The sequence below is a fragment of the Desulfamplus magnetovallimortis genome (assembly GCF_900170035.1).
GTDB lineage: Bacteria > Desulfobacterota > Desulfobacteria > Desulfobacterales > Desulfobacteraceae > Desulfamplus > Desulfamplus magnetovallimortis.
Window position 1 is genome coordinate 55782 of sequence record NZ_LT828550.1, and the last position, 17539, is coordinate 73320.

Genomic DNA, 17539 nt, shown 5'->3' on the forward strand with positions numbered 1-17539 from the left:
CAGTTATTGGAAAAACAGTTACCTTGAACAATACACTCTGGACAAGGTGCACTGTTTGCAATCCGGCCAAAAGCTGTAAACCTTTAAATAGTTCTTGCATTTTCAGATAAAAATAATATAATTGCCTGTTGATAATGTAATTGTACAGGCAGAAAATTTTTTAGTATATATCACAGTGAACAGTAACCTATGGGAGGTGTAGGATAGTTAAACAGAGCAATCGGGACAGGACAAGCGTAAACAGGGATATCAGAGCGACAGAAGTTCGCGTAATTGGACCTGATGGAGAGCAGATTGGAGTAATGTCCATTAAGGATGCCCTTCGCAGGGCTGCTGAACATGAGCAGGATCTTGTTGAGGTCTCCCCCAACGCCACTCCACCTGTCTGTAAAATAATGGATTATGGCCGATATAAGTATGAGACCACAAAGAAATTCCAGGAGGCCAGAAAAAAGCAGAAATCATCCCAGGTTAAGGAGATTAAGGTCAGACCCAAAACCGACACTCATGATCTTGAAACCAAGGTGAAGCATATACGTAAATTTATCGGAAATAATGATAAGGTGAAGGTGACACTTATGTTTCGCGGAAGGGAGATTACATTGACTCAGCAGGCAAAGGATCTTCTGGCAAAGGTTGCTGAAATGACGGATGAGTTTGCCCAGGTTGAACAGTATCCAAAGTTTGAAGGCCGGACAATGACCATGATTCTTGCCCCAAGATAGTTCTTTTAATACATGCTTTTTGCCTTGAAAATACCTTTTAACTGTTTCATTTTTTTGTGATTATGGCTTATATATTAAATTTCTTATTGGAAAGTCCATCTAAAGGCTTGTTTTTAAAGGACTTTCGTGCTTCGTTGTGGCAGATGTGTCTGCCATGGCAGTTATAGAGTTTTGATAAATTAAAAAAACAGATAGTACTGAGACGCATTAATGAACAAAACGGATGGTATGGTGATGCTGTCCCTTCAACAGGGAGATGTATCACCATATCTTTTTTTTGCTAATGGGTTAACACGACAGAATGGGTTAACACGACAGATTGAATTCGTGTGTTATTGTGCCCGTCAACCAAAAACTTGAAATAATACAACTAAACCGGCATCCTTACATAACAACCCCAAAAAACACTTTATACTTTTGGGAGTAGATATCTCCGAGAATCGGGGATTTTGTAAACTGAAAGATGAAGGGGTGCAAAGATTTTTTTGGATTGTGGCGTTAGTGCGCCATATATTTTGTAATTTTTAAACAGAGGGATAGGGAAATGCCCAAAATTAAAACAAACAGGGCCGCTGCAAAGCGCTTTACCAGAACAGGTACCGGAAAATACAAATTCAGAAAGTCTCATGCAAGTCACATTTTGACTAAAAAGACAACTAAGAGAAAACGTTCCCTGAGACTGGATCAGATTATTGACAAAAGTGACCTGCGTGAAGTCAAGCGCCTGTTACCCAATGGATAAAAGCTAAGGAGTTATACTGTCATGAGAGTTAAAAGAGGATTTAAGGCGAGAAGACGTAGAAATAAGGTTTTGAAGCTGGCCAGTGGTTTCAGGGGCGGGCGCAGCAAGCTTTATCGTACAGCGGCTGATTCAGTGGATAAGGCATTGATGTATGCATATCGGGACAGAAGAGTGCGCAAAAGAGAATTCAGGAAACTGTGGATTGCCAGGATTAATGCTGCTGTCAGAATGAACGATCTCTCTTACAGCAAGTTTATTCATGGTCTGAAACTTGCGGATATTGATCTTGATCGTAAGGTTCTTGCTGATCTTGCTGTTTTTGATCCAGCAGGATTTTCACAGATTGCAGCGGCAGCTTCTGCTAAACTTTGATGTGAAATAAATTGGGGAGTGTTGTGGAAAATAATATTCAAGCAATTGAGAGAAGTGCCTTTAAAGATATTGAGGCTGTTGATTCCTTTGAAAAACTGGAGCTTCTTGAAATTCGATATCTTGGGCGTAAAGGTTTGCTGACCGCTTTTTTGAGAAATATTGCCCAGTTGCCGGTTGAAGAGAGACCAGATGCCGGTAAAAATGCCAATCTTCTCAAGAATCGCCTTGAAAAGGCATTCAGGGAGCTTTCCAAAAAACTTAAATCCAGCAGGGATCTTAAGGGAGGTGGTGTTGATGTAACCCTTCCGGGCAGGACGTTTTTTAGAGGTTCCCTCCATCCGGTAACAAAAATATCCAGAGAAATTTCAGATATCTTTTCAAGACTTGGTTTTGAAATTGCAGAAGGGCCGGAAGTTGAGACAGATTACTATAATTTTGAGGCTCTCAATATCCCAAAGTATCATCCTGCAAGGGATATGCAGGATACATTTTATGTTGCTGAGAATATTGTGCTGCGCACCCATACCTCTCCAACCCAGCCAAGGGTAATGGAAAAACGAAAGCCACCGGTAAGGATTGTAGCTCCTGGAAAGGTTTACAGATGCGATTCCGATCTTACTCATACACCAATGTTTCATCAGGTTGAAGGCCTTATGGTAGATCGCAGGGTCTCTTTTGGTGATCTTAAGGGAACTCTGACCACATTTGTGCATCAGCTTTTTGATGAAGAGATATCCCTGCGTTTCAGACCAAGCTTTTTTCCCTTTACCGAACCCAGTGCAGAGGTTGATATCCAGTGTGTCATGTGCAGAGGGAAAGGTTGCCGTGTCTGCTCAAAAACAGGATGGCTTGAGGTTTTGGGCTCGGGGATGGTACATCCTGCTGTTTTTGAAAATGTTGGTTATGATACGCAAATCTATTCTGGTTTTGCTTTTGGCATGGGGATTGAGCGTCTTGCCATGCTGAAATATGGAATAGATGATCTTCGGAAATTTTTTGAAAATGATATGCGTTTCCTGGGGCAGTTTTAATTATGAAAGTGACAATAAGCTGGTTGAAAGATTTTACTTCTGCGGACTACACCCCCGCTGAAATGGCTGAACGGCTGACAATGGCAGGTCTTGAAGTTGACTCTGTGTCGGACAGATATGCTTACCTTGATAATATATTGGTTGCCCGTGTGGTGCAGGTTGAACAGCATCCTGATGCTGACAAGCTTAGTTGCTGTAAGGTTGATGTGGGAGGAGATAAACTTCTGTCAATTGTGTGTGGCGCTCCCAATGTAAGAGAAGGTCTTGTTGTGCCGTGTGCAATGATAGGTTCCGCGCTGCCCGGAGAAATTCTCATAAAAAAGAGCAAGCTGCGTGGCCAGATTTCCGAGGGAATGCTTTGCAGTGGAGCTGAGCTTAATCTTGATGTCAGCCACTCTGGAATTATGGAACTTGATCCATCTTTTGTGCCAGGAACTCCACTTGCGGAAGCTCTTGGCTTTTCAGATCATGTTCTGGAAGTTGATCTGACTCCTAACAGACCAGACTGTTTAAGTGTTATAGGCATTGCAAGGGAGGTTGCAGCATTTAGCAATCCTCCTGCAAAACTTGAACTGCCGGTGTCTGTAATGCCTGAAGATAACCCTTCTGTTGCATCCATTCATGACAATATTGCAGTTGATATTCTTGATTCTGATCTCTGCTCCAGATATACAGCAGGCATGCTGGTTGATGTCAAGGTTGGACCATCTCCTTTCTGGCTTCAGGATAGGCTTGTTGCTGTAGGAATGACCCCTATTAACAATATTGTTGATGTGACAAATTATGTAATGATGGAGACAGGACAGCCACTCCATGCCTTTGACTATGATAATATTGCCGGAGGCAGGATTGAAGTAAGGCGGGCTGGGGCAGACACAACCTTTAAAACCCTTGATGGCAAAGATCACGCACTTGAGCCTGACATGTTGATGATTTGTGATGGACAAAGACCTGTTGGCATTGCCGGTGTAATGGGTGGGGAAAATTCCGAAATTCTTCCTGGTACGACAAGGGTTCTTGTGGAAAGTGCATGTTTTAACCCTGTATCCATAAGAAGAACAGCCAAGCGATCAGGAATAAACACAGATGCATCCCACCGTTTTGAGAGAGGAGTCGATCCCGAGGCAACCATGAATGTTCTGAAAAGAGCAATGTTGCTTATGGCGGAGGTTTCCAAAGCTACAATATTGAATGGTCTTGTTGATGAGCATCCTGTAAAGCATGAACCGGTTAAAATTGATCTTGCTCCCTGTGCATTGAATCAGCGCCTTGGCACTGATATCGGGACAGGGGATATGGTCACTCTTCTGGAAGCAGTTGGTTTTCAAGTCAACTCATCAGATTCAGCAAAGGCTTTGGATAAAAGTGATTGTGAAGAACATCTCACAGTAAAGGTGCCTTCTTTCAGGGTTGATGTCAGCCGCCCCGAAGACCTTTCTGAAGAGGTTGCTCGATTGTGGGGATACAATCGCATTGAGACGCGTTTTCCAGATGTACCGGTAAGGGCAAAGGGGCCTTCTCTAAAAATTGTCATGCGTGAAGAGATAAGGGATATTATGACAGGAATGGGCTTTAGTGAGGCTCTTAACTACAGTTTTAACTCTGCATCTGCCTGTGACTTTATGTCTCTTGATGCCGATGATAAAAGGCGTTCTGTTGAGACCATTCTCAATCCCATTTCAGAAGAGCTTTCTGTTATGCGCACAACCCTTCTTCCCTGTCTCTTTGATAATATGCGTCGAAACAATTCTCAGCAGATTGATACATTAAAGCTTTTTGAAGTTGGTAAAACATTCCTTGCAACCTCTAAAGGAAGTCAACCTCTGGAGAATGAGATGTTGGCAGCCCTGTGGACAGGGGAGCGCACTGGAATTTCTTGGCATACAAAACGGTCACAATGTGATTTTTATGATATAAAAGGCGTAGTGGAGTCTTTATTCAGGGCTGTCGGCATTAATGGCGTCTCCTTTGAAGTGGCGGATTCTGCTGCTTATCCATATTACAGGAGAGGGTATGCTGCAACAATGCATTACAAGGGAAAGCTTTTAGGCTCAATTGGTGAGGTCAATGATGATGTGCTTAAAAATTTTAGCCTCAGGCAGGCCGCCTTTGTATTTGAGCTTGATCTGGATATGATGTTGTCTTTCTACTCCCACAATACAATGGGAACAACAGACCCTTTACCAAAATTTCCTTCACTTTCAAGGGATCTGACTTTGATACTTGATACATCTGTTGAGTCTGGCTCTGTTCTTGCTGATATTGAGGCTTTTAAGCAGGAGCAGCCATTGCTGGAAGATGTCTTTATTTTTGACCTTTATGAAGGAGCGCCACTTGCAAAGGGTAAAAAATCCCTATCTTTAAGAGTTGTTTATCGTTCAATGGAAAAGACATTGAAAGAAAAAATGGTAAAAAATATTCATGGTGACATCTCCAGAAGAATAATTGAAAAATATGCTGCAGAACTGCCATCATAAAAATATCGAACCCTTTTGTTGACAAAATAGATTTTTTGGGGTAGTCTTCAAAATTAATTCATGGGCGGGCATAGCTCAGTTGGTAGAGTACAAGCTTCCCAAGCTTGGTGTCGCGAGTTCGAATCTCGTTGCCCGCTCCAGTGAACTTGATTTGTTATTTTAATGGCTATTTTTAATAATTCTCATCAAGTCTCTTTATGGATTGCGTATATACAGCAAGTCGTGTTTTTATGTGATTATGCAAACTTAAGTTTTACGCGATAGTTAATGAGAGATCAAAAACAGATGGGATATTTATAATAACGATCATCGTTGCCCGAACAATGGGTTTATGATTTAATATTTTTGGACATCAGGGAAGCGGGCATATGCCCGTTTTTCTGTTTAATGGGGTTGGAAAAACTTTTAGATTCCGTTTTTTTCAAGTCTGTTTTTGGTTTTTGTATAAAACATACATGGCGGTTCATCGCCACAATCGAAGTGATGAAAGCCCTTAATTGGTGGGGACTTTCATATAAATGCTAAGTTGTGGCAAATTGGTTTGCCATGGCCGTTATATTGATATTTAGAGGGTTGCAAGAGGTATGGGTAAAGATCAAGCCTGGGCAGAATCTGTGATTGCTACCGTAAAAGATATTGCAGAAGATGTGTGCAGTTCAGAAAATATGGAATTTGTCCATGCAGAGATGCTTTCAGAAAACGGGGGGGCAACTCTTCGTATATATCTTGATAAGCCAGGTGGTATTACCATTGATGACTGTATTTACATGAACCGGCAGATGGGAGATCTTCTGGATGTTCATCTTGATGATGTGGGCAGGTACCGTCTTGAAATATCCTCTCCTGGCCCCAGGCGTCCATTGACAAAATTGCAGGATTTTGAACGTTTTAAAGGTGAACGTGCCAAGATTGAACTCATGTTGCCTGTTGACGGCAGAAAACGTTTTACCGGTTCTATTGAGGGAGTTGATGAGAAAGGTATGGTTACGCTTCTTGTTGACCAGAGAAGGGTGGCTGTTGGTTTCGACCAGATAAAAAAAGCCAGATTGTCAGGTACCCATGGGGAATAAAGATGCTTATTACAGATGTTAAACGGGTTATTGAGCAGTTGAGCCGTGATAAAGGTATTAATCGGGAAGTGCTGGTTGCAACCCTTAAAGAGGCAATTGAATCTGCAGCAAGAAAAAAGTTGGGTGCCAGGGCTGACATTGAAGTGCATTATGACGAAAAAACAGGAGAGGTAGAAGTCTTTCAGTTTAAGGAAGTTGTGGATGAGGTTCATGATCCGGATGTGGAGTTGACCCTTGAAGATGGGCTTGAGTATGACCCTGAATGTGAAGAGGGCGACAGCCTCGGTATAAAGGTTGACACGTCGCTTTTTGGCCGAATTGCTGCACAGTCTGCCAAGCAGGTGATTATCCAGAAGATGAAAGAGGCTGAACGGAATGCGGTTTATGATAATTTTATCCATAAAAAAGGTGAAATTATAAACGGCATTGTCCAGCGAATTGATAGAGGCAATATCATTGTTAACCTTGGTCAGGCAGAAGCTCTTTTGTCATCTCGGGAACAGATGCCAAGGGAAAATTACAAGCGTGGTGACCGCATCCGTGCATATGTTTTGGATGTTATGGAGGAATCACGGGGAGCACAGGTTCTTTTGTCACGCACTCATCCTGAATTTCTTGCAAAGCTTTTTGCTTCTGAGGTTCCTGAAGTTGCAGAGTCCATTGTTACCATAAGAAGTGCTGCAAGGGAGCCTGGAATTCGATCTAAGATTGCTGTGAGTTCTTCAGATTCTGATGTTGACCCTGTTGGTGCCTGTGTAGGTATGAAAGGCAACAGAGTTCAGAGTATTGTTCAGGAGTTAAGAGGAGAAAAGATTGACATTGTCCAGTGGAGTCCCGATGTTGCAAAGTTTGTATGTAATGCCCTCTCTCCTGCCGAAATTGCCAAGGTTGTTATAGATGAGGAAAACAGGAGCATGGAGATAATTGTCCCTGATGAGTTCCTCTCAATTGCCATTGGTAAAAATGGTCAGAATGTTCGTCTGGCATGTCGTCTGACAGGGTGGCATCTTGATGTAATGAGTATGGATGAATACAGCCGCAAGCTAAAGAAGATGTACTCTTCTTTTATGAGGATTCCTGAAATTACCATTGATGTTGCAGAAAAGCTCTGCCGGAATGGCTTTACCACTTTAAAAGAGATTGTAGATGCATCTGACGATGCATTGTTGTCGGTTTCTGGCCTCTCTGAAGATGAGGTTGTGTTGATCAAAAAGTCGGCAAAACAGCTTTTTAACTCATCTGATTCTAAATCTGGTGCGGTCAACCATCGTAGGCTTGATATAAAAGAGAATGAAAGTTCTTTAGAAGATACGTCTGGATCTTCAGGGGAAGAAGTTCCTCCTGTTGGTGATGAACTCCCGAAAACTGATGACCCTCTTGAAGTTGACGCTACTACTCCAAGTTTTGATGAGCCTCGGAAGGTTGATGAAGCTCTTGAAGAATCTATGGAAGTTTCTGCTGCTCCAGAACTTGATGATCCTTCAAACGCTGATGGGACACCAAGAGTTGTTGAACCTTCAAAAGTTGATGAGGTGTCATAAATTTGGTGAAACTCCTGCTCGTGGGGCAATTCCAGAGATTGATGCAACACCTGATGCTTATGGTGTGCTAGGCAATAGTGTTCTTTCAAGGTTTGATTGTCGGGTAGAAAATGCCTTGAACCTTTGAAAAGCCTTAAAAGTCACCCGACAGTTTAAACTTGAAGAGGCAATAGTGAGAATGAGATGATTTCTGAATCATAAAATTAAATGACAGTCAAACATTGATGAATTCGTACAACGTCCCCAATGCCAGAATTGATATTGATAATTTCAGAAGGTTTATGGCTAAAAAAAAGATTTGGGATTCTTACAGGTTCATTAAATTTTGACAGACTGCTAAACTGTTACAGAAAATTTTTTGTGTTGTTTAAAACTGTTTTCTGGAAAAAATATGGTGCGATTTTTTTGGGGGGATAAATGGCAAAAATCAGAGTATATGAACTGGCCAAAAAGCTTAACATGACTAACAGGGCTCTTTTGACAAAGCTTGAGGCTATGAATATAGAAGTTAAAAGCCATATGAGTTCCCTTGAAGATGAAACTGTGGCTAAAATCAAGGAGAATCTTTTTGGTAATAAACAAAAAAAATCAGATACCAGGGTAAAGGCCTCTGTGATTAGAAGGCGCAAGAAAAACAGGAAAAATCGTCCTGCCGGTGATGATGTATCAAGCACAGAGAGCTTTGACTCTTCAGCATCATTATCTGTAAAAAATGATATAACCCCTCCTTCAGCATCCGGGAAAGCATTGGATGACCAGGATAAAACGCTCTCTTCCAAATCCACAGAAGACAATATAGCCTCCCATGAAAATAAATTAGAGGATGCTGCAAATATGCCTGAAAATAGAAAAGGTGCATTGCCTGGAAGTATGAACAACGAATTGTCAGGCAGTGAACCACCTTTGAAAAACTCCAATACCAGAATAAAGGGAAAAATAAAAACAATGTTGCAAAAATTATTAAGCCTGCCCCTTTATCTGAAACATCAGCGTCAACGCCTGATCCTGCCTCTTCTGTTGAATCTGAGCAGCCTTCCGGACTCCATAATGAATCCTCTTCTGAGCCTGATGCCTTAAGTAATACAAATGAGAACTCCAGGCATGAGTCGTTAGGAGAAGATGACTTTTCTCATGATAAAGAGAATTTTGATTCAGAAGATTCTTCAGTAAAATCAGGCTCATTTCCCGAAGACTCAAATGAAAAAGAGTTAATGGCTGAAGATGCTTCTTGTGAGGCAGATAAAACTGCTTCCGAAAACAAGACTGCGGATGATCTATCCGATAGTGAAGCCCGGGAAAAAGCAAAATCCCAGGGGGAAAAACCTGTAGAAAGTGGAAATAAAAAAGAGACTGACAAGCCCGGAGATTTAGAAATGCCTGACCATTCCGATGGGAGTATGGAACGATCTGATTCTGTTGATATGGATAAAAAAACTCAACAAGCTTCTTTAACTTCACAATCAAGTGGGAATGAAAATGCAGAATCAGTTCAAAGTGGAGATAGTGACACAGGAAAGGATACTGCTGCAGGTGATAAAAAGAGAAAGCGAAAGAAAAAATTGAAGAAAAACGAACCTGCAAAAATTATTAAACTGGCTGTTCCTATTCCGGCGCGTCAGTCGAAAAAAAGTGATCATCAGGATCGCGTTCCAGAGGCTGCCTCCGCTGCTGCCGGGAAACGCTCCTTGCCGGACAATGACACTGATAATAATATCCCTGTGACTAAAGTCTATGCCAATAAAATACCTGCCTCCGGTGTTGAACCATTCCTGCCAGGTGGGGAACTCCCTGATAATGATGACCTCAAGTCAAAACGTAAAAAAGGCAAGGGCAAGAAGAAAAAAAGAGGTGAAGATGCTGAAGTTATCAATGATGATCTGTTAAAGGGTTCTCCCAGGAAGCGTAAATCTGTTGTTGAGGGCAAGGATCTCTATGATAAGGCGTTTTCAGGTAAAAAAGGCCGCAAAAAGGATGGCAAGGGAAAACGTTCCAAAGCGCAGAAAACCCAGATTACCGTCCCTAAGGCTATCAAGCGGCGTATCAAGATTGATGAAACCATTGAACTGTCAGAGCTTGCAAAACGTATGAGCATCAAGGCAAATGAGATGATAGTGAAACTCATGGGTCTTGGAGTTATGGCTACGGTTAACCAGACAATTGATTTTGATACCGCAGCCCTTGTTGCTGCCGAGTTTGATTATGAAGTTGAAAGGGCTGCTGCTGTTGAAGATGTATTGATGCATATTCACGAGGAAGAAGATCCAGAAAAACTTGTGGGACGTTCTCCTGTTGTTACAATAATGGGACATGTTGATCACGGTAAAACATCACTTCTTGATGTTATCAGAAAGTCAAGGATTACAACCGGAGAAGCAGGCGGAATTACCCAGCATATTGGTGCCTATAGTGTTGAGACTCCAAATGGAGGCGTTATCACTTTTCTGGATACTCCTGGTCATGAAGCATTTACATCCATGCGTTCAAGGGGTGCCCAGGTTACGGATATCGTTGTTCTTGTTGTTGCGGCAGATGATGGTGTTATGCCCCAGACCATTGAAGCCATAAATCACTCCAAAGCGGCAAATGTCCCTGTGGTTGTGGCTGTAAACAAGATGGATAAACCTGACGCTGATCCTGACAGGGTCATGAGGGAGCTTGCTGAGCATGGCCTACTTTCCGAAGATTGGGGCGGTGATGTGATTTTTTCCAAGGTCTCGGCAAAGACACAGATGAATATAGATCATCTTCTTGAGATGATTCTTCTTCAGGCAGAAGTTCTTGAGTTAAAGGCCAATCCTGACAGGCTCGCCATCGGTCATGTTGTTGAGGCGCGTCTTGATGCTGGAAGAGGCCCTGTGGCAACTGTGCTTGTGGAGCAGGGCACCCTGAAGGTTGGTCAACCTGTTGTTTGTGGTCTGCATTCAGGCAAGATCAGAGTCATGATAGGGGATTTGGGGCAAGGTATCGAAAGTGCCGGTCCAAGCACACCTGTGGAGATTGTGGGCTTGAGCGGAGTTCCTGATGCTGGTGATGAATTTGTGGCACTTGCATCGGAAAAGGATGCCAAGCAGATCAGTGAGAGCAGGATGCACAAGGAGAGGGCAAAGGAGCTTGCTAAAAAGAGCAGGGCAAACCTTGAAAAGCTTTTTGCCAATATGGGTGCAAGCGAGGTAAAAGAGCTTAAACTCCTTATAAAAGCTGATGTTCATGGCTCCCTTGAAGCACTTAATGAGTCACTGATGAAGCTTGCCCAGGAAGAAGTTGATATAAAAATTGTTCATTCTGGTATTGGTGCAATAAATGAGTCTGATGTATCTCTTGCCGCTGTATCTGATGCCATCATAATAGGTTTTAATGTCCGTCCCACCGCAAAGGTACGTGAAATTGCAAGGGAAGAGAATGTTGATATGCGTTTTTATGATATTATCTACAATATCATTAACGATATCAAGGCAGCACTTACCGGCCTTATGCCTTCTACATTCCATGAGAACATTATAGGGCAGGCAGAAGTTCGGGATATCTTTGTCATACCAGGCAAGGGAACCATAGCAGGTTGTTTTGTCCAGGATGGCAAGGTTGCAAGGGGTGAAAAAATTCGTCTTCTCAGAGACGGTGTTATTAAGTGTGACAGCTATCTATCTTCCTTGAGGCGTTTCAAAGATGATGCAAAAGAGGTCACCCAGGGCTATGAATGTGGTATCGGAATTGACAAATATAATGATATCAAGGTGGGTGATATTATTGAGTGTTATGAGATAGAAGAGCGCAAGGCAAGTCTCGACAGTCTGAAGGAGTAATCTTTTATGAAACCCTATCCGAGAGCGGAACGTATCGGAGTTGCAATTCAGACCGCTCTTTCTGAACTTTTGAGTCGAAAAATCCAGGATCCCAGGATTGCCATGGCAACCATCAGCAGCGTTAAGGTTACACCTGACCTGCGGGTTGCCTATGTCTATTTTGCTCATTTTGGTGGTGAAAAAAAGGTTAAGGATGCAATGGCAGGCTTCAGACGCTCAAGCGGATATATAAAAAAACACATTACACCCAAGCTTGGTTTAAAATATATGCCGGATATTCGATTTGTGCATGATGCTTCCTTTGATTATGGAAGCAGAATAGATGCTCTTCTGAACCAGGTTGGAGGGACAAAAAAGAAAGTGCCTTTGGGGAGCAGTCAGACCCTTCTGATGCGCAGATCAATGCTTCTAACGATCATGCCAATGGTTCTGATAGCCATGCCAACGCTTTTGACGATCATGCTAATGCTTCTGACGATCATGCTAATGCTTCTGATGATCATCTTAATGTTTCTGATGAAAAATCCATTGAATAACGGTATTATTGCCATTGACAAACCAGAAGGGATCTCATCTGCTGCTGTAGTTGCCCGTGTTAAAAAAAACTGGGTGTCAAAAAGGCAGGGCACACAGGCACACTTGATCCTTTTGCCACAGGCCTTATGTTGTGCGGGATAAACAAGGGAACCCGTCTCTCCCGCTTTTTGCTTGGAAGTTCAAAAAAATATGTTGCAGGCGTGAAACTTGGAGTGCAAACAGACACTCTTGATATAACAGGGGTTGTTACAGAAACCTTTCCTTCTGCGGTAATTGATGGAATTTCCCTTGATCGAATCAATGATGTTATTGAGGTTTTCAAGGGTGTTCAGATGCAGCATCCTCCTGTATATTCTGCATTAAAACATAAAGGCAAACCTCTTTATAAACTGGCAAGGGAGGGAACTCCGGTCAGAAAACCCCCCAGAAGTATAGAGATCCATTCAATAGAACTTAAGAGCCTTGACAAGCCATATATGACAATATATGTTCACTGCTCAGCCGGAACATATATAAGAAGCCTTGCCCATGATATCGGACAAAAACTTGGATGTGGTGCATTGCTTCAATCCCTTCGCAGGGTTGAAACCTCTAATTTTTCAGTTGATGCGGCTGTATCCCTGGAAAAATTTGAATGCATGGAGCAGGAAGATGCTTTTAAATGCATCATTCCAATGACAGAAGCCATTTCTCATATGCCGACCATTAATGCTGATCCTGAAATGATGACTCAACTGAAGTTTGGCAGACCATTCAGACCTGCGGATGACTTTTCCTCAGATGATGAGATTTGCAGGCATGAACTGACTTATTTCAAGGTAGTTGACAGCGATGGCAATCTTGCTGCTATTGTGGAATATGACAGAGAAATTGACTCTTATAATTATAGTTGTGTTTTTGTAAATTAGTTGTTAGCATGATTTTCAATGTGCCGTGATATTTTGCATTCCTGTGTTTTCTATCTTCTTCCCTGTCTGAATGGAATATTGGATAAGGAGGTGCAGCAGGACAGGAGAATAGCAGAGTATCATTTATATTATTTATTCCAATTAAGGAGTTACGAACGTGGTATTATTAGCTGAAAACAAAGAAGAGATGATTGAGCAATTCAAACAACACGCTACAGATACTGGTTCCCCGGAGGTGCAGGTTGCACTTTTGACCCACAGAATCAGTTATTTGACAGAGCACGTTAAAGTGCATAAAAAGGATCATCATTCAAGGCGCGGTCTTTTGATTCTTGTTGGAAGACGCCGTAGTCTTCTTGATTATCTCAAGAGAAAAGATATCAACAGATATCGTTCTCTGATTGAAAAACTTGGTCTTAGAAGATAGAAGAACGAGAATATTTCAAACAAGAAGACTTCAAGCAAGAAGATTTTAAGCAAGAACATTTTAAGCAGGAAGATTTTAAGCAAGAAGATTTTAAGCAGGAAGATTTTAAGCAAGAACGGGGACAGATTTAAAATCTGTCCCCGAAAGTGCAAAACATCAAAACATCAAAACATTAGCATTTTAGCATTTAATAACCTGACCTCTATGGGTGGGATTTTTTAACTGATTTTTTTTTACGGGCGGTATTTTCTGGTCATTGCTGATACCTGAATAAGTTCGCATGTGCAGCATCAATGATCTCATTGATGTTGAATGTGCGCGTTTATTCGGTATTGAGAATGCCGAGGAAACCGCCTTTTTTACAGGAGAATGTATGGAGACAGTAGTAAGAGCAACCATAAATGGCAGGGAGCTGACAATCAGTTCCGGAAAGATTGCCAAACAGGCATCTGGTTCCGTTGTTGTCCAGTATGGCGAAACCATGGTTTTGGTGACAGTTGTGGCATCAAAAGAGTTGAAAGAGGATATGGGTTTTCTTCCCCTTTCAGTTGAATATCAGGAAAAAATATATGCTGCCGGCAGAATCCCCGGTAACTATTTCAGAAGGGAAATAGGAAGGCCCAGCGACAAAGAGACCCTTACCTGCCGTCTCATAGACCGACCAATAAGGCCCCTTTTTGAAAAAGGATATGGATACGAGACACAGATAATTGCCACTGTGCTTTCCATGGACAGGGAAAACGAAGCAGATGTTCTTGCAATGGTAGGAGCCTCTGCTGCCCTTGAAATATCTGATATCCCCTTTGCCGGACCCATTGCAGGTGTGCGTGTGGCAAGGATAAACGGGGAGTTTGTTGCAAACCCCACCATTGCCCAGATGGCTCAAAGTGATATTGAACTTGTGGTTGCCGGTTCCAAAACAGGTGTAATAATGGTGGAGGGTGGAGCCAATATTGTTTCGGAGCAGGAGATGCTGGATGCAATATTCTTCGGCCATGATGCCATGCAGCCATTGATTGAGATGCAGCACGAACTTAAAAGTGCCCTTGGCAGGGAAAAACGAATTGTTGAACCACCACAGGTGAATGCCGAACTTGTTACAAAGGTACGTGAGCTTTCATGGGAGAGAATTCATGATGCTGTGCAGACAAGGGGCAAAATGGAGCGCAGCAAGGCACTTGACCAGGTCAGATCTGATGTTATGCTTCAGATGGAAGAGGAGTTTGAAGGTAATGAGAAGCAGATTAAAGCTGCTTTCGGCGACCTTGTCAAAGAGTGCAGCCGACAGATTGTCCTGAAAGAGAAGAGACGAATTGACGGCAGAGCTTTTGATGAGATAAGAGATATTACCTGCGAGGTGGGAAATCTTCCCCGTCCCCATGGAAGTGCTCTTTTTACAAGGGGAGAGACCCAGGTTATGGGTGTTCTTACCCTGGGTTCCGGAAGGGATGAACAAAGAGTGGAAACCTTGAGTGGTGAGGAGTCCCGGCCCTTTATGCTGCATTACAACTTCCCTCCGTTTTCAGTGGGAGAGTGTCGTCGTCCAGGTGGCCCGAGCCGCAGGGATATTGGGCACGGAACCCTTGCCACCCGTGCTCTTGAAAGAATTGTTCCTGTCAAAGAAGAGTTTGAGTACACAATCCGCCTCGTTGCAGAGGTGATGGAGTCCAACGGCAGCTCCTCAATGGGAACCGTTTGCGCTGGCACTCTTGCCATGATGGATGGCGGTGTTCCCATAAAAGCACCTGTCTCCGGTATTGCAATGGGCCTTGTGCAGGATGATGAGAATACTGTTGTGTTAAGTGATATCCTTGGAGATGAGGATCATTTTGGGGATATGGATTTCAAGGTGGCCGGCACCAGAGAAGGTATAACAGCTCTTCAGATGGATATAAAAATCAGGGAGCTTTCCCGTGATATTATGGTCAAAGCCCTGACCCAGGCAAGGGATGGTCGTATCCATATTCTGGACAGAATGCTTGATACACTTAATGTCTCAAGATCGGAAATGTCTCCCCATGCTCCAAAAATTGTTACACTTAAAATTCATCCTGACAAAATTCGAGACTTGATAGGCCCTGGCGGCAAGATGATCAGATCAATTCAGGCTGACACCTCAACCACAATAGAAGTTGATGACACAGGTCTTGTGAAAATTTCGGCTGACAACGAAAGTAACGGTCAGGCTGCTGAAAAGATAATAAATGATATCTGTCTTGATCCCGAGATCGGAGGCATTTATGAAGGGGAGGTTGTCAAGACAACTGACTTTGGGGCATTTGTAAGGATCAAAACAGGTACAGATGGCCTTGTTCACATTTCAGAGCTTGCAGCCCATAGGGTGAAAAAAGTTACTGATGTTATTAAAGAGGGGGAGATGCTCAAGGTAAAGGTGCTTGATATTACAAGGGATGGCAAAATCAGGCTCAGCCATAAAGCAGTCCTGGAGTCATAGTACAAATGACCCTTAAATAATTGGTATGCTTCATTTCCCAGTTTACACTTTCCGGAGAAAAACTTCTGGGTAGCGGGAATTTCAATCCAGAAAGTATAAAGTACTTTTGGAATAATATGAAGGGTATCAATGACTCTGTTGATTAAGTGTTTACATATTTGAGTTCACTACAATATAAAGGATATGAAATTGATTTATAACACATTATATTGTGGTATTTTTTTCAAAAATCGACTAAATCAACAGGCTCATTAATTTGGGGACAGATTTTAAATCTGTTCACGTTATTGTTAAATCCTCAAAGTCGGCACCTATGATCTTGTAAGAGTTGTCAACACTGTCTGAATCAGGATTCCCAAGATTAACAAGATAAGGCAGGATTATCTATCCTGAGCATCCTATCCATCCTGGTTATCCTGGTTATCCTGGTTCAGACAACTGCAATAACTTCTGAAAAAGCAATAAGATGTCGATTTTGAGTAAATCAAAAAGGGGAATAAAATTAGCGATGCAGACATCTTCTTTACCGTCTCTTTCCATATGCCCCCTTGCAAGTGGCAGCAGAGGGAATGCCATCTATGTTTCAGGCGGTAAAAGTGCTGTTCTTGTTGATGCAGGTCTTTCAGGGGTTGAGATTGAACGCAGGATGGCATTAAGGGGGATATCTCCTCAATCCATAGATGCTGTTGTGGTCTCACATGAGCATACAGATCATGTAAAGGGTGCCGGTATTTTTAGCCGTCGTTATAAGATCCCCCTTTATATCAATGAAAAAACATTTAATACTGCATCTCCAAGGCTTGGCAGTGTTAATTTTCTTAACTATTTCAAGTGCGGCAGGCCATTTAACATTGGTGAGCTTACCATAAATCCATTTTCCATATCCCATGATGCTGCGGATCCATCAGGGTTTACATTTGAAAGACTTAAAGCAAAGCTTTCCATTACCACTGATCTTGGTATTGTGACAAACCTTGTTAAATCTCATCTTAAAGGTAGTTCACTTGTATATCTTGAGGCCAATCATGATCCTGAAATGTTGCAGTATGGTCCATACCCGTGGCATTTAAAACAGCGTATAAAAAGCAGGCGGGGGCATCTTTCAAATCAGGAGGCAGGCGAGCTTTTGTGCGAGATACAGGAAGGGGTTGTAAATGGTGATAAGTGTCTCTCCCATGTTATTCTTGCTCATCTGAGCGAGGAGAACAATACACCTGAAAAAGCACTGGAAACAGTGAACCGTTTTTTAGGGGCATCACATAAGATGCCCCCTGTCAAGGTGGATGTTGCAATGCCGGACACTCCAGGAGAAATGGTTCATTTGAACTGATTTGAGTGTACCCTTTTTAAACTATTTTTCACCTTTCCAGTCATGTAGAGGGTCTGGTGGATAAGCTTTCATAGTAATAATTTATGTTGGATGTTTAAAAAAAGCACACTTCTTTTATTTGTAA

The 17539-nt window shown here is 42.4% G+C and carries 14 protein-coding genes and 1 tRNA gene; all 15 read left to right on the forward strand.

Annotated features, from left to right (window positions below; genetic code table 11):
- Positions 1 to 203: 203 nt before the first annotated feature.
- The 15 genes from infC (at position 204) to MTBBW1_RS17380 (ending at position 17415) form a co-directional block, all read left to right on the forward strand.
- Positions 204 to 725 carry a translation initiation factor IF-3 gene (gene infC / locus MTBBW1_RS17310; protein WP_080805307.1) on the forward strand — a complete coding sequence of 174 codons (522 nt, stop codon included), beginning with the start codon at positions 204 to 206 and terminating at the stop codon, positions 723 to 725.
- Positions 726 to 1269: 544 nt separating this feature from the next.
- Positions 1270 to 1467, forward strand: coding sequence for a 50S ribosomal protein L35 (gene rpmI, locus MTBBW1_RS17315; protein ID WP_080805309.1), 198 nt, complete (start codon positions 1270 to 1272; stop codon positions 1465 to 1467).
- A 21-nt stretch (positions 1468 to 1488) separates the two neighbouring features.
- Positions 1489 to 1839, forward strand: a complete 351-nt coding sequence (gene rplT, locus MTBBW1_RS17320) for a 50S ribosomal protein L20 (RefSeq protein ID WP_080805311.1) — start codon at positions 1489 to 1491, stop codon at positions 1837 to 1839.
- Between the two features lie 23 nt (positions 1840 to 1862).
- A complete protein-coding gene (gene pheS / locus MTBBW1_RS17325; protein WP_080805313.1) occupies positions 1863 to 2870 on the forward strand; it encodes a phenylalanine--tRNA ligase subunit alpha in 1008 nt (335 codons plus the stop codon).
- Between the two features lie 2 nt (positions 2871 to 2872).
- Positions 2873 to 5347: a phenylalanine--tRNA ligase subunit beta gene (pheT, locus tag MTBBW1_RS17330; RefSeq protein WP_080805315.1), complete on the forward strand. Its 2475-nt coding sequence runs from the start codon at positions 2873 to 2875 to the stop codon at positions 5345 to 5347.
- Positions 5348 to 5411: 64 nt separating this feature from the next.
- A tRNA-Gly gene (locus MTBBW1_RS17335) sits at positions 5412 to 5487 on the forward strand.
- Positions 5488 to 5931: 444 nt separating this feature from the next.
- The gene (locus MTBBW1_RS17340) at positions 5932 to 6417 is read left to right on the forward strand and encodes a ribosome maturation factor RimP (RefSeq protein ID WP_080805317.1); all 486 of its coding nucleotides are present in this window, start codon (positions 5932 to 5934) and stop codon (positions 6415 to 6417) included.
- Between the two features lie 2 nt (positions 6418 to 6419).
- Positions 6420 to 7958 carry a transcription termination factor NusA gene (gene nusA / locus MTBBW1_RS17345; RefSeq protein WP_080805318.1) on the forward strand — a complete coding sequence of 513 codons (1539 nt, stop codon included), beginning with the start codon at positions 6420 to 6422 and terminating at the stop codon, positions 7956 to 7958.
- 417 nt (positions 7959 to 8375) lie between these two features.
- The gene (locus tag MTBBW1_RS17350) at positions 8376 to 9035 is read left to right on the forward strand and encodes a translation initiation factor IF-2 N-terminal domain-containing protein (RefSeq protein ID WP_080805320.1); all 660 of its coding nucleotides are present in this window, start codon (positions 8376 to 8378) and stop codon (positions 9033 to 9035) included.
- A 134-nt stretch (positions 9036 to 9169) separates the two neighbouring features.
- Positions 9170 to 11758, forward strand: a complete 2589-nt coding sequence (gene infB / locus MTBBW1_RS17355) for a translation initiation factor IF-2 (RefSeq protein WP_186441432.1) — start codon at positions 9170 to 9172, stop codon at positions 11756 to 11758.
- Between the two features lie 6 nt (positions 11759 to 11764).
- Positions 11765 to 12436: a 30S ribosome-binding factor RbfA gene (rbfA, locus tag MTBBW1_RS29140; RefSeq protein WP_222424099.1), complete on the forward strand. Its 672-nt coding sequence runs from the start codon at positions 11765 to 11767 to the stop codon at positions 12434 to 12436.
- Positions 12421 to 13203 (forward strand): tRNA pseudouridine(55) synthase TruB, encoded by a 783-nt coding sequence (truB, locus tag MTBBW1_RS17365; protein ID WP_245809449.1) that lies wholly within the window; start codon positions 12421 to 12423, stop codon positions 13201 to 13203. Before rbfA ends, truB begins: the two co-directional genes overlap by 16 nt.
- Positions 13204 to 13360: 157 nt before the next feature.
- Complete coding sequence (gene rpsO / locus MTBBW1_RS17370) at positions 13361 to 13630, forward strand: 30S ribosomal protein S15 (RefSeq protein ID WP_080805327.1); 270 nt, start codon at positions 13361 to 13363, stop codon at positions 13628 to 13630.
- A gap of 373 nt (positions 13631 to 14003) precedes the next feature.
- Positions 14004 to 16085: a polyribonucleotide nucleotidyltransferase gene (gene pnp, locus MTBBW1_RS17375; RefSeq protein ID WP_080805560.1), complete on the forward strand. Its 2082-nt coding sequence runs from the start codon at positions 14004 to 14006 to the stop codon at positions 16083 to 16085.
- Between the two features lie 475 nt (positions 16086 to 16560).
- Complete coding sequence (locus tag MTBBW1_RS17380; RefSeq protein WP_245809450.1) at positions 16561 to 17415, forward strand: MBL fold metallo-hydrolase; 855 nt, start codon at positions 16561 to 16563, stop codon at positions 17413 to 17415.
- The last annotated feature ends 124 nt before the right edge of the window (positions 17416 to 17539 follow it).

What these genes read in the sequence shown, in the direction of transcription:
- rpmI (WP_080805309.1), top strand. Translation starts at nt 1,270, where the DNA reads ATGCCCAAAATTAAAACAAACAGGGCCGCTGCAAAGCGCTTTACCAGA.
- rplT (WP_080805311.1), top strand. Translation starts at nt 1,489, where the DNA reads ATGAGAGTTAAAAGAGGATTTAAGGCGAGAAGACGTAGAAATAAGGTT.
- pheT (WP_080805315.1), top strand. Translation starts at nt 2,873, where the DNA reads ATGAAAGTGACAATAAGCTGGTTGAAAGATTTTACTTCTGCGGACTAC.
- MTBBW1_RS17340 (WP_080805317.1), top strand. Translation starts at nt 5,932, where the DNA reads ATGGGTAAAGATCAAGCCTGGGCAGAATCTGTGATTGCTACCGTAAAA.
- nusA (WP_080805318.1), top strand. Translation starts at nt 6,420, where the DNA reads ATGCTTATTACAGATGTTAAACGGGTTATTGAGCAGTTGAGCCGTGAT.
- MTBBW1_RS17350 (WP_080805320.1), top strand. Translation starts at nt 8,376, where the DNA reads ATGGCAAAAATCAGAGTATATGAACTGGCCAAAAAGCTTAACATGACT.
- infB (WP_186441432.1), top strand. Translation starts at nt 9,170, where the DNA reads ATGGCTGAAGATGCTTCTTGTGAGGCAGATAAAACTGCTTCCGAAAAC.
- rbfA (WP_222424099.1), top strand. Translation starts at nt 11,765, where the DNA reads ATGAAACCCTATCCGAGAGCGGAACGTATCGGAGTTGCAATTCAGACC.
- truB (WP_245809449.1), top strand. Translation starts at nt 12,421, where the DNA reads ATGTTGTGCGGGATAAACAAGGGAACCCGTCTCTCCCGCTTTTTGCTT.
- pnp (WP_080805560.1), top strand. Translation starts at nt 14,004, where the DNA reads ATGGAGACAGTAGTAAGAGCAACCATAAATGGCAGGGAGCTGACAATC.